At 28.8% G+C, this 11,818-nt stretch carries 14 protein-coding genes and 1 riboswitch; of the genes, 7 read left to right on the forward strand and 7 right to left on the reverse strand.

Going from position 1 to position 11,818, the window contains the following annotated elements:
• The 3 genes from Q5I67_RS08730 to nikB are packed head-to-tail and all read right to left on the reverse strand — an operon-like array spanning nucleotide 1 to nucleotide 3,369.
• Entirely contained in the window at nucleotides 1–1,569 is a 1,569-nt protein-coding gene (locus tag Q5I67_RS08730; protein ID WP_302487073.1) for an ABC transporter substrate-binding protein, read from the reverse strand.
• Nucleotides 1,570–1,615: 46 nt separating this feature from the next.
• Nucleotides 1,616–2,434, reverse strand: a complete 819-nt coding sequence (gene nikC, locus Q5I67_RS08735) for a nickel transporter permease (RefSeq protein WP_302487065.1) — start codon at nucleotides 2,432–2,434, stop codon at nucleotides 1,616–1,618.
• Nucleotides 2,431–3,369, reverse strand: coding sequence for a nickel ABC transporter permease (gene nikB, locus Q5I67_RS08740; RefSeq protein WP_302487066.1), 939 nt, complete (start codon nucleotides 3,367–3,369; stop codon nucleotides 2,431–2,433). Before nikB ends, nikC begins: the two co-directional genes overlap by 4 nt.
• 218 nt (nucleotides 3,370–3,587) lie before the next feature.
• Nucleotides 3,588–3,773: riboswitch (cobalamin riboswitch) on the reverse strand.
• A 348-nt stretch (nucleotides 3,774–4,121) separates the two neighbouring features.
• On the opposite strand from nikB, the gene Q5I67_RS08745 reads away from it, so the two are divergent.
• From Q5I67_RS08745 to fabV, 4 genes are all read left to right on the forward strand, one after another.
• Nucleotides 4,122–4,667, forward strand: a complete 546-nt coding sequence (locus Q5I67_RS08745) for an NUDIX domain-containing protein (RefSeq protein WP_302487067.1) — start codon at nucleotides 4,122–4,124, stop codon at nucleotides 4,665–4,667.
• 37 nt (nucleotides 4,668–4,704) lie between these two features.
• Complete coding sequence (locus Q5I67_RS08750) at nucleotides 4,705–5,331, forward strand: site-2 protease family protein (RefSeq protein WP_302487068.1); 627 nt, start codon at nucleotides 4,705–4,707, stop codon at nucleotides 5,329–5,331.
• Between the two features lie 10 nt (nucleotides 5,332–5,341).
• Nucleotides 5,342–6,130: a ScpA family protein gene (locus Q5I67_RS08755; RefSeq protein WP_302487069.1), complete on the forward strand. Its 789-nt coding sequence runs from the start codon at nucleotides 5,342–5,344 to the stop codon at nucleotides 6,128–6,130.
• 270 nt (nucleotides 6,131–6,400) lie between these two features.
• Complete coding sequence (fabV, locus tag Q5I67_RS08760; protein ID WP_302487070.1) at nucleotides 6,401–7,573, forward strand: enoyl-ACP reductase FabV; 1,173 nt, start codon at nucleotides 6,401–6,403, stop codon at nucleotides 7,571–7,573.
• Nucleotides 7,574–7,606: 33 nt separating this feature from the next.
• On the opposite strand, the gene Q5I67_RS08765 is transcribed toward fabV, so the two are convergent.
• The 3 genes from Q5I67_RS08765 to Q5I67_RS08775 form a co-directional block, all read right to left on the reverse strand.
• Nucleotides 7,607–8,047, reverse strand: coding sequence for a DUF805 domain-containing protein (locus Q5I67_RS08765; protein WP_204922588.1), 441 nt, complete (start codon nucleotides 8,045–8,047; stop codon nucleotides 7,607–7,609).
• Nucleotides 8,048–8,057: 10 nt separating this feature from the next.
• Complete coding sequence (locus Q5I67_RS08770; protein WP_018999367.1) at nucleotides 8,058–8,438, reverse strand: DUF805 domain-containing protein; 381 nt, start codon at nucleotides 8,436–8,438, stop codon at nucleotides 8,058–8,060.
• Nucleotides 8,439–8,560: 122 nt separating this feature from the next.
• The gene (locus Q5I67_RS08775; RefSeq protein WP_302487071.1) at nucleotides 8,561–8,917 is read right to left on the reverse strand and encodes a hypothetical protein; all 357 of its coding nucleotides are present in this window, start codon (nucleotides 8,915–8,917) and stop codon (nucleotides 8,561–8,563) included.
• 215 nt (nucleotides 8,918–9,132) lie between these two features.
• Between Q5I67_RS08775 and Q5I67_RS08780 the strand changes: the two genes are divergently transcribed.
• Complete coding sequence (locus tag Q5I67_RS08780; RefSeq protein ID WP_193525721.1) at nucleotides 9,133–10,020, forward strand: AraC family transcriptional regulator; 888 nt, start codon at nucleotides 9,133–9,135, stop codon at nucleotides 10,018–10,020.
• Entirely contained in the window at nucleotides 10,013–10,723 is a 711-nt protein-coding gene (locus tag Q5I67_RS08785; protein WP_302487072.1) for a thiamine diphosphokinase, read from the forward strand. Before Q5I67_RS08780 ends, Q5I67_RS08785 begins: the two co-directional genes overlap by 8 nt.
• Nucleotides 10,724–10,777: 54 nt before the next feature.
• Here the strand turns inward: Q5I67_RS08785 and Q5I67_RS08790 are convergent, their stop codons facing one another.
• Nucleotides 10,778–11,173 carry a pyridoxamine 5'-phosphate oxidase family protein gene (locus Q5I67_RS08790; protein WP_117464511.1) on the reverse strand — a complete coding sequence of 132 codons (396 nt, stop codon included), beginning with the start codon at nucleotides 11,171–11,173 and terminating at the stop codon, nucleotides 10,778–10,780.
• A gap of 234 nt (nucleotides 11,174–11,407) precedes the next feature.
• Between Q5I67_RS08790 and Q5I67_RS08795 the strand changes: the two genes are divergently transcribed.
• Nucleotides 11,408–11,737, forward strand: a complete 330-nt coding sequence (locus tag Q5I67_RS08795; protein ID WP_018999372.1) for a helix-turn-helix domain-containing protein — start codon at nucleotides 11,408–11,410, stop codon at nucleotides 11,735–11,737.
• Nucleotides 11,738–11,818 lie beyond the last annotated feature (81 nt).

Below are 11,818 nucleotides of genomic sequence, written 5' to 3' on the forward strand. Positions count from 1 at the left end.
TTATGCTTTAGCTGGTTTTATTTTATTAGTAAGCCAATAATAATCCGATGGATACATAACTACACCATCTAAGCCTTTGGTGCTGATAATATTAGTCTGTGGATAACCTAAGAATAATGCAGCACCATCATCTAACAAAATTTGTTGCGCTTCAATAATTAATTGACGACGTTTTTCTTTATCAAATTCGACAGATAATTGATTTAAAATCTCATCATATTCACGATTACTATATCCAGAACCATTTTGTGGATTATCTCCATTTACATTAGTTTTCCAATACCAACTTAAATAAATTTCAGGGTCTCCAATATTAGCAGTTGTAATATTAGAAATGAGTAAATCATAATCGCCATCAATACCCATTTTATCAATAAGGTTATAATCTACACTTTTTATATTTATATTAATTCCTACTTTTTTAGCATCAGCTTGTACAGCTTCAGCGTATAAAGGAAGCTCTGCACGGCTATTATACACGACAAAATCGAGACTTAAGTCTTTGCCATCTTTATCTAAAATACCATCTCCATTACTATCTTTCCAACCAGCTTCAGCTAATAATTGCTTAGCTCTTTCTGGATTATATGCATTTGGGTCTGTCAATTCATCAAAGCCATAGTCCATAGATGGCGGTATTGGCGCTTTACCTGGAATAAATGTACCTTTCAATAATACATTATTATAATTTTCTCGATCACAAGCAGAAATCAAGGCAGCACGAACTTTTGGGTCACCTAAAATACCTTTTTGATTGATACGGGCAAGTACTGTACGTAATGAAGAAATTTCATCGATATAGAATTTATCATTATTTCTAAATAAATCTATATCTCCAGCTGCGATATTTACAGCAAAATTAACTTCACCAGATTGAAGTGCCATAGCACGAGTATTAGGATCATCAATAGATGGTATTTCTACACGTTCAAAAGGAACTTCGCCGTCCCAATAATATTCATTTCTCACCATTACAGCCTTTTCTTTTACAAAAGATTCCACTTTATATGGACCAGTACAAATTGGACCTTCTTTGGCAAAATCTCTACCTTGTTCCTCTGCACTAACATCTACAATAATAAATAATGGGTCAGCCAAAAATCCAGGCATATTAGGTTGAGGTTTGCTTGTTGTGATTATTAAATTTTGACCATCAGCCTTCATTTCTGTGTATTCAAAGAAAGTTTTTGCTCGAGTATTTTTAGCAAAAGCACGTTCAATAGATTTTTTTACAGCTTCAGCTGTTACTAAATTGCCATTAGAAAATTTCACATTATCACGAATTTTAAAAGTCCATGTTAAATGATCATCGCTAATAGACCAACTTTCCGCAAGCCATGGCTGAACATTCATTTTTTCATCAAATTTTGCCAAACATTCACCAATAGCATAACGCATCACAACCCAGCCAAAATAATTTTGTGTTGGCTCTAAAGTATCTGCAAAATTTGTAACTCCAAATTTTAAAGTAGTTTTATCTACTGTATTTTCAGAGCCACAACCAGCTATTATACCTGCAGTCAATATACCACATAGACTTAAACTAATAGCCTTCCATAATTTTTTCATTTTAAAACTTTTCATATTCAACCTCTTTTCTTATCAATAAAATCTATCAATCCTGTCTAGGGTCTAAAATATCACGTAAACTATCTCCCCAAAGATTAAATATAGCTACTACTATAAAAATAGCTAACCCTGGATAAATCATCAGCCATGGAGCAGTTTGAATGTATTGACGACCTTCATTGAGCATTAATCCCCATTCTGGTGTAGGTGGTTGAGCACCAAAACCTAAAAAAGATAGACCTGCTATTTCCATCATCATAGTCCCAATATCCATTGCACCTGTTATTACAATCATTGGCAATATATTTGGTAATATGTGGCGCCATAAAATATTAATAGTTGTTGTACCATTTACTTTAGCAGCTATGATAAAATCATTATTACGTAATTTTATGACTAAACTACGAACTAAACGAGCATATTTTGCCCAACTTACTATTACTAAAGCAAAAATTGTATTTATAATACTTCCACCTAAAATACCAGCAATAGCAATTGCTAAAATTATACCTGGGAAAGACAACATAATATCAGCTAAACGCATCAATACAATTTCTACTTTACCACCAAAATAACCTGATAAAATACCAACTAAAGAACCAATAGTCGCCGTTAATATAACTAAACAAATAGTCATAAATAATGAAGTTTGTGTACCATAAATTATTCTGGAAAAGGTATCTCTACCTAATTTATCAGTACCTAAAATATGTTCACCGCTTGGCATCTGCAATATATTGGTCATATTCGATTCATAAGGGTCATGTGTAGCAATAATAGGTGCTAATATAGCAATTAGAATTACTAAAAAAACCAAAAATGTATATACAGAAAATAATTTATTATTCTTTATAAATTTAATCATCTTGAATCTCCTTTTTTCAGCCTAGGATCAAGATATGTATACGATAAATCTACTAAAAAATTAATTACTGTATACACAATAGAAATCCATAAAACAAATCCTTCGATTAATGGATAATCACGCATAGTAATAGCATACACTGCCATTCTCCCCATACCTGGCCAAGCAAAAACTGTTTCAATAACAGCAACGCCACCTAATAACCAACCGATGGACATACCTAGTAAAGTTATTAAAGGTAAAATTGCATTAGGCAAAATATGTTTCCATAAAATAGCTTTTTCAGACAATCCTCTAGCTCTAGCACCTATTACATAATCTTGATGTAATTCATCTAAAATAACAGTACGCACTTGCCTAGTATATTTTGCCGATTGATAGATAGCTAAAGTAAGTGCTGGTAACACTAATCCACTTGGTGTTACACTAGCAGTAGCTATAGGAAATAATCCCAATTTTAAGCCAAAAATATATAATAAAATCAATCCTACCCAAAAACTTGGCATAGATACACCAATAAAAGAAAAAATTCTCACTAAAAAGTCAGGAATTCTATTGCGATGTGTAGCGGAAAAAATTCCCAAAGGAATGGAAATAATTATAATTAAAATAATTGTAGTCAAAGCTAATAAAACAGTCCCTGCAAAACCTTCCATTAACTTATCTATTACAGGTTTTTTTCCTGAATAAGAAATTCCCATATCACCTTGTGCTACACCTAAAAGCCAATTGCCATATTGTACAAGAAATGGATCATTAAGTCCCATTTCTTCACGAGTTTGCTCTATTATTTCTTGAGAAACAATAGTATCTGACGCCTCTAAAACCATGGCTGCTGGATCACCAGGTGATAAATAAGTAAGACAAAAAGTTAAAAAACTAACACCAATTAAAGTAATTACTAATTGAATTAAACGATTAATAAATCGTTTCAAGTAAAACAACCTCCTTTATTTTGAATAGTTTACGTATAAAAAACTCCTTTCTCCTTTATTTTCCTCAAAGCAAAAAAGTCTGCTTATACAAGCAGACTTAAAATGTGATTATATACAGATATAAATATAAATAAAAAAGCCTAATTCCATAGAATTAGGCAATATCATACAAAAATTTATATTTGTACAAAATCGCCTTCCCATCGCTCGCAGGTAATAACGGTGATTATTAAATAGGCAGTTCTCCTGGCTCAGAGTCATAGCTATTCACGCCTTCCCAAGAAAATGATTTATTCTCAGTGACATAATTGTGAAATCGCTTGTCTTTACAGTGGCGGGACCGCTCCGGCTTATACCGAATTCCCTATTAAGTCTATATAGACACCTATTCTTTCAGTATTCAACTATGCTTTTATGTTATCATCAACAAATAAGTTTGTCAATTATAAAGCTTCTTAATTTCCAAGTGCTAAAGGCATTTTTTATTTTAATAAATCTCAAATAAATTTATGCAAATTTTAAATAGATAAGTTATTTACATATAATTATAAAACTATAACGCTTTTATTTTGTAAAGTTGTTAACTTATTGGCGGGTTTATAAAAATAATTAAAAATTATAGCCATGAAAAATCTATTTATAATAGACTTTTGTATATTATTTTTCTCATAGCTTATTGTTTTTATAGATGATATAATTATGAATATAAATTTATAATTGTAGATAATATTTTATATAAGTGAGGGATTTTCATGTATGAAGATTTAATTGAAGAAAAAGTTTCTTCCGAAGATATTTTTGATGGGGTATTACTTCATGTAAAACGCGATTATGTAAAATTGCCAAATGGCAATAAGGCTGTTCGTGAATGGATTAAACATCAAGGTGCTTCTGCTGTTATTCCTGTATTGCCAAATGGTAATATTATTTTAGTGCGTCAATATCGTTATCCTATCGGCAAAGTGACTTTAGAAATTCCTGCTGGTAAATTAGATAGTGTGGATGAAGATCCATTGATTTGTGCTAAACGTGAATTATCCGAAGAAACAGGTTATACTGCTAATAAATACACACAAATTCATAAATTAGCTACTACTGTTGGTTTTTCTAATGAATGGATTTATATTTATTTAGCTCAAGATTTAATAAAGGGTAAACAACATACTGATGATGATGAATTTATAAATCTAGTAGAAATGCCATTAAGTGAAGCTGTGGATTTAGTCAATAAAGGTGAAATCTTTGATGCTAAGTCTGTTGTTGCTATTTTAATGGCAGAAAAATTATGTAAACAATAATTTTTTATTTGTTATTTAAAGATTTAGGAGGTATTTAATGTTTGGTTTTGGTCCAGATATGATTTATGCAATTCCAGGTTTGCTGATTGCATTGACTGTCCATGAATATGCTCATGCTAAAGTAGCTGATAATTTAGGGGATTTTACTCCTCGTATGAATGGAAGATTAACTTTAAATCCTGTAGCTCATATTGATCCTATCGGATTGATTATGTTATTTTTCGCTCAAATAGGTTGGGCAAAGCCTGTACCAATTAATTTAAATAATTTTGATGATTGGCGTAAAGGTGAAATGCAGGTTTCCTTAGCAGGACCAGTAGCTAATTTAATCACAGCTTTTGTCGCTTCAATATTTTTTGCTCTTTGTTTTAAATATAGTTTTGCACCTCATTGGCTTATCATGGTACTGCAATTAATCATTATTTATAATGTAAATTTTGCTATTTTTAATTTAGTACCAATTCCACCACTTGATGGTTCTAAAATCTTATCTTCTCTATTACCAGGTAGATTAGCTTATAAATATCAATCTTCTGTAGTCAATCGTTATAGCTTTTTTATTCTAATTGCTCTTGTTTTTACTGGAATATTGGGTTTTATCATTCACCCTATCAGTAACTTTATTATAAGCATTTTAAATCTTATTATCTCTATTATTATTTAATGAGTTCTTTATGCAACAAGAACAATATAAGGTACATTTAGAATCCTTTGAAGGGCCATTAGATTTATTATTGCATTTGATTGAAAAAAATCGCATTGATATTTATGATATTCCCATTGCTTTATTGACAGAACAATATATGGAGTATCTTGCTAAATTCAAAGAGTTTAATATTGAAATAGCTAGTGAATTTTTAGTCATGGCAGCTACATTATTACAAATCAAATCCAAAATTTTATTACCTGATACAAAAACTGAAGAAGTAACAGAAGATGATACTGATGATATTGATCCACGAAAAGAATTAGTAGAAAGATTATTGGAATATCGTCGTTATAAAGAAGTCAGTAGTATTCTAGGTGAAATGGCAGATGAAGCGGGAAAACGTTTTTTTCGTGATGCCACTAATTTACCTACAAAACATATACCACCCAAAGGTCTTGATATAAGTCTTTTATATCAAGCATTTCAAAATGTATTGGAAAGTCAAATTGAACATGAGCCAATTATAGCGAATGTTTCTCGTGAACAATATACTATTGAAGATAAAATTATTGAATTGTTGGCTTTACTCAAGCAGCATGGCGGAAATATATGTTTTAATACTATTTTTCAATATAGTGAGCATAAGATTTCTAAATCAGAATTAATTACTACTTTTTTAGCTATGTTGGAATTAATCAAAATAAAACGTATAAATGTTTATCAGACTAGTATTTTCTCACCGATTTATTTGAAAATCAATGATGAAATATCTGAAAACAAAAATGATATTATTGTTAATCAAAACGAAAATTAAATATATTAATTTTTATATGGTATTGCTGATTTTAGCAATACCATATTATTTTGCAATTAAATAAATTATAAAATATAAATTTATTGGTATACACTATAATTTTATTAATCTATTTTTAATCTAAATATTATTTGTGATTATTGACTCTAAGTTGTATAATATAAATAATATATATATTTATATTATTATTATTCAAATTAATAACCATATATATTAATTAAGATAATATGATATAAAACTTAGCGATAACTAAGTAAAGGAGAATATTTTATGATTATCAAGCCAAGAGTAAAAGATTTTATCTGTTTAACTTCTCATCCAGAAGGCTGTAAAGAAAATGTACGCCGTCAAATCGAATATGTAAAAAGTCAGCCTAAGGTTGAACTTGGTAAACGAGTATTAGTATTAGGTGCCTCTACAGGTTATGGTTTAGCTTCTCGTATCTGTGCAACTTATGCTAGTGGAGCTTCTACAATTGGAGTTATCTTTGATAAACCAGCACATGGCAAAAGAACTGCAACTGCTGGTTGGTATAATACAGCTGCATTTGAAGAATTCGCTAAAAACGATGGCTATTATGCTAAAACAATAAATGGTGATGCTTTCTCTCAAGCTATTAAAGAAAAAACTATTGAACTTATAAAAAAAGATTTAGGTAAAATTGACATGGTTGTTTATTCCTTAGCTGCTCCTCGTCGTACAACAGCTGATGGAACAACGTATTCTTCCGTATTAAAAACTGTTGATAAACCTTTCACTGCTAAAACTTTAAATTTAAAAACAAATGAATTAACTGAAGCTACTTTGCCTCCAGCTACGCCTGAAGAAGTAGAAGCTACTATTAAAGTTATGGGTGGCGAAGATTGGGCTGATTGGATGCACGCTCTAAAAGCTGCTGATGTATTGACTGATGATGCTTGTACTGTAGCATATTCTTATATTGGTTCTAAAATTACATATCCAATATATTATGAAGGTACTATCGGTGCAGCTAAACAACATCTTTATAAAACAGCTGACACTTTACGTCAAGAAGGCTTTAAAGCTATTATATCTGTAAATAAAGCTTTAGTAACACAGTCTAGCTCTGCTATTCCTATTGTTCCTTTATATGTGGCGGTAATGTATCGCGTAATGAAAGATAAAAATGTTCATGAAGGTACTATTGAACAAATGTATCGTTTATGGCATGAATACCTCTCTCAACCACAACCAAAAGTAGATGATGAACATCGTATCCGTATTGATGATTTAGAAATGAGAGACGATGTACAAAATACTATTTTTGATTATTGGAATAAAGTAACTACTGAAAATTTATCTCAATATGCTGATGTAGAAGGTTATTGGAATGACTTCTATAACCTCTTTGGTTTTGGTTTTGATAATGTAGATTATGATGCAGATGTAAATCCAGATGTGAACATTGATTTAGTTGAATAATATCATTTCAATTATAAAAAAGCAGTAATGTATTTAAACATTACTGCTTTTTGTTAATTCTAAAGGGTTTTCACCATATTTATTTGGACCATTTGTTCCTTTAGCCAAAATCAAATACAAAATAAAAATGAAATAACCAAAAGGAAAAATAATAGGAAATATTATCCACCAACCGCTAAAATTTAAATCGTGCAAACGTCGTATCATCAAAAAATTAAGTGGTAAAAATAATATTATTAAAATTAAAGAAGCTACTAAAATAAGTAAAATAGGAATTACTTCTATTTGCGATAAAACATTTAAATCATTTACATTTTCGCCTAAAATAGCAATAGATAATGCACTAGCTAAACCTAATAAAGTAATAATCCCTATAAAAGCCAATGATATGACAATCAAAAAGATTATATAATGAATAAATGGCTTTCGATTTAATCTACCTTCTGTAGAAAAATATTTTTCTTCTAAATTCATAAAAAACTCCTTATAAATCCAAACTTAAAGGGTCTTTTCCATATTTATTATCACCATCAGTCCCTTTTATTAAACATAAATAAGCAAAAAATAGCATATTTATCAATGGAATTACACATAAAATTATCCATACAGCCGATTTATCTAAATCATGCAAACGTTTAATTCCTAAAAATAAACTAGGTAATAATGCTAATTCAATCAATGTAGATACTATACTTATACTAATATCAACTACTGTCCCATCTGTCGTACTGATAATCACTAAAAACGTTGGTATTATCAAAAATAGACAAAATAAGATAAAACATACTGCATATAAGATAAATATTTTACGGTTTATGCGACCTTTTGTAGATAAAAATCGTTCTTCTAGAGATGCATTTTTCATTTTATTTTTATCTCCTTGAATTTTATTTTACTTATATTATAAAATAAAAATTCACTATTTAATAGTTTTTGCAATAAAAAAAGCATAGTATGACACTATGCTTGTATATTTTATCTATTTTTTCATGCGCTATAAGCTTTTTTAGTAACTAAATTAGCCAATCTATTAATATAATAATTAGTAAAACGAACTTCAATATCACGAGTAAATTGAGCTAAAATATTATTATCTTTTAAAATATCTTCATGATAATCTATAACAAATTGCAAATCTTGATTTAAATCTATTTTCTGACCATACATATCATAAGCAAAAATCTGTGTATTAATAATTTCAATAATGAAATCAGCTCCAACACCTAAATCATTATTGCAAATTGTTTGCCATTCATTTGCATCAAATTCTCTAGCTAAAAGATTTCTTTCATATACTAAATAATCTTTATGGTTATATCTATATTTTTTCATTACTAATGACATTATGCCCAACTCCTTAAACAGTAATTATCTATAATCAATATCTTTGTTTCATATTTTCAAATTGACTATATTATATATTATAGATATAACAAATACTATATGATAAATGCAAAAAACATTGCAAAAAATGCTCTAAAATTTTCTTGTTGATAAAAAATTTTTTGCCAAAAAGCGTAAGATAAAGTATAGTATAATTTATGAAAAGAGGGATAGCTATGGAATATCAAAAAAAAGGCTATTTAACATCTTATTTTAAATTATTTCATCTCAAAGATGTCCAAAAAATAGAAATCAAAGCTCATTATCACGAATTTGATAAAATAATTTTATTCTTAAGTGGTAAGGTTAAATATAATATTGAAGGGCAAACTTATCAATTATTTCCCTATGATATTGTTTTTGTACCTCATAATTGTATTCATTATCCTACTATCAGCGATACAACAACATATGAACGTATTGTCCTTTATATTGACCCTAATTATCTAAAAAATAAAATAGATACTACAGATAAATTAGATTTTTGTTTTAATTATACTCAAGAACATAATTCATATGTTATGAATTTAGATAATATCAATGAAAATGATATCTTAAAACAAATCCAAATTTTAGAAAACTCCTTTAATGATAAAGGTTTTGCACATGAGTTATACAGTAATCTAAAATTCTTAGAGTTCATGATTTTAATAAATAGAGCCATTATCAATGATAATAAAAATTTGACTATTCACCATAAAGTTTCTTATGATAAAACTATTAATTCTGTTATTGATTATATAAATGAACATTTATTTACAGAATTAAATATTGATTATCTAGCCAATCATTTTTTTGTAAGTAAATATTACTTAATGCGAAAATTTAAATTAAAAACAGGTTATAGTATTCATCAATATATATTAAATAAACGATTAATAGTGGCTAAAGAAAAGATTAAATCTGGAATAGCTTTAACTCAAATATGCTTTGACTGTGGCTTTAAAGACTATTCTACTTTTTCAAGAACCTTTAAACAAATTTTTAAACAGACACCGAGAGAATTCAAAAAAGCTCTTAATGAAAAAACTGATATATATAAAGAGGCTAAACAATATGAATAATATACTTGAACTTCCCCAATTAATAGCAAAATTTGGTTATAAAATACCTGAAAATCAAATAATTTTAGTGAGCGGAGGTAATGCTCCTGATGCACAATGGTTAAAATCTATCAGTGAAGGAAAAGACGTGTTTTGTGCTGACCATGGTATAGATATCTGTAAGCAAGCAAATATCAAACCACTTCAATTAATTGGTGATGGTGATAGTGCTACTTCTGAAGCATGGCAATGGGCTGTAGATAATGATGTTACTATAACAAAAGTTCCTACAAAAAAAGATGTTACTGATACGCAATTAGCACTTCAAATAATTGATGATAAATATCCAGCTTCAACTGTTATTTTAACAGGTGCATGGGGCGGGCGTTTTGACCATGCTTTTAGCACTATATTTAGTTTTAATGGCATGTTAAACAAAAATTTTTGTGGTTGTATTGCTGATGAAAAAGAAATTTTATTCTTTTTACATAATGAAGAACATCTAACTTTAAATCTCAAACAAACACCAAAAGCAATCTCATTACTTCCTTTAGGTGGTACTTGTAGCGGTGTTAGCATCAATGGCGTATATTGGCCACTTGACCAAGTTATGCTCAATAATAATTTACCTTATGCTGTAAGCAATGAAGTAAATAATAAAGAAAATACCATCTGGATATCCCAAAAACAAGGTATATTAGGTGTATATCTATACTTTGAATAAAAATTATATTAATAGAAAAGCAAGATACATTACTTAGTATCTTGCTTTTTTTACTCAAAAAACATATGGTTCTTTACCAGAAAAATCAGCTATTGTGCCATGAGGATTTTCTAGATAAAATACTTTAAAAATAGGATTATCTGCTGTTTTATATTGACTTTTAATAATAGGATTATTCATACAAGCTTCTTTTATTTCCTTATTTTCTTCAAAAACAACTTTTCCATTTAAACGAAGCCATGCATATTGAGGAGAAGCAATAGATATTTCAATATATGGATTTTTTTGCATATCTTTATAAACATCTTTAGTATTATTTGTACTAAACCAAAGTTTATTATCTTTTGCCAAAACAAACATAAATGGTCTACATTTTGCTTTGCCGTCTCTACCAACTGTAGCAAGATATTGTACAGGATTTTGTTGTAAAAATTCAATTACTTTTTTCATTATAAAGACCTCCTAGAAAATTTTCATTTCTTATTTTTACAAAACCTATTTTATACTTGCGATATATAGCTGTAAAGTAAGCACTTTTTTGTTATTTAGTTACCTCTAAGTAACAATTATATAAACTATAGGATTTTTTATAGATAAAAATTTTTAAATATAATTCATAAATTGACTTTCTTAATTTTCATTTATATAATAAATAATAATTTATCTAGAAATGGTGAAGATATTATGCTAAAAACAAAAAATTTACCCCAATGTCCTGTAGAAACAACACTTATGTTAATAGGTGATAAATGGAAAGTATTAATTTTACGTGATTTGGCTTCGGGAACAAAAAGATTTGGTGAATTAAAAAAATCTCTAGGAAATATTTCTCAAAAAGTGTTAACAACTCAATTAAGAGATATGGAAAAAAACGGTCTTATTTATCGAACAGTATATGCTGAAGTTCCTCCGCGTGTTGAATACACTTTAACCGAAACAGGTATTAGTTTAAAACCTATTCTAGAAGCAATGAAAACTTGGGGCGAAGCTTATCAAATGAAACTATCTCAATAAAAAAAGCGTTATAATCTGTAAATAAATGATATGCACCCAAAATATTGGACATATTAATTAAGCTACTAATTGAGACTTAGT

Source organism: uncultured Megamonas sp. (genome assembly GCF_958438645.1).
Lineage (GTDB): Bacteria > Bacillota > Negativicutes > Selenomonadales > Selenomonadaceae > Megamonas.

Excerpts from the sequence above, each read along its gene's own strand:
- Q5I67_RS08755 (WP_302487069.1), top strand. The coding sequence starts at position 5,342 with ATGCAACAAGAACAATATAAGGTACATTTAGAATCCTTTGAAGGGCCA.
- Q5I67_RS08775 (WP_302487071.1), bottom strand. The coding sequence starts at position 8,917 with ATGTCATTAGTAATGAAAAAATATAGATATAACCATAAAGATTATTTA.
- Q5I67_RS08785 (WP_302487072.1), top strand. The coding sequence starts at position 10,013 with ATGAATAATATACTTGAACTTCCCCAATTAATAGCAAAATTTGGTTAT.
- Q5I67_RS08745 (WP_302487067.1), top strand. The coding sequence starts at position 4,122 with ATGTATGAAGATTTAATTGAAGAAAAAGTTTCTTCCGAAGATATTTTT.
- Q5I67_RS08780 (WP_193525721.1), top strand. The coding sequence starts at position 9,133 with ATGGAATATCAAAAAAAAGGCTATTTAACATCTTATTTTAAATTATTT.
- Q5I67_RS08730 (WP_302487073.1), bottom strand. The coding sequence starts at position 1,569 with ATGAAAAAATTATGGAAGGCTATTAGTTTAAGTCTATGTGGTATATTG.
- Q5I67_RS08765 (WP_204922588.1), bottom strand. The coding sequence starts at position 8,047 with ATGAATTTAGAAGAAAAATATTTTTCTACAGAAGGTAGATTAAATCGA.
- Q5I67_RS08790 (WP_117464511.1), bottom strand. The coding sequence starts at position 11,173 with ATGAAAAAAGTAATTGAATTTTTACAACAAAATCCTGTACAATATCTT.
- Q5I67_RS08770 (WP_018999367.1), bottom strand. The coding sequence starts at position 8,438 with ATGAAAAATGCATCTCTAGAAGAACGATTTTTATCTACAAAAGGTCGC.
- Q5I67_RS08795 (WP_018999372.1), top strand. The coding sequence starts at position 11,408 with ATGCTAAAAACAAAAAATTTACCCCAATGTCCTGTAGAAACAACACTT.
- Q5I67_RS08750 (WP_302487068.1), top strand. The coding sequence starts at position 4,705 with ATGTTTGGTTTTGGTCCAGATATGATTTATGCAATTCCAGGTTTGCTG.
- nikC (WP_302487065.1), bottom strand. The coding sequence starts at position 2,434 with ATGATTAAATTTATAAAGAATAATAAATTATTTTCTGTATATACATTT.
- fabV (WP_302487070.1), top strand. The coding sequence starts at position 6,401 with ATGATTATCAAGCCAAGAGTAAAAGATTTTATCTGTTTAACTTCTCAT.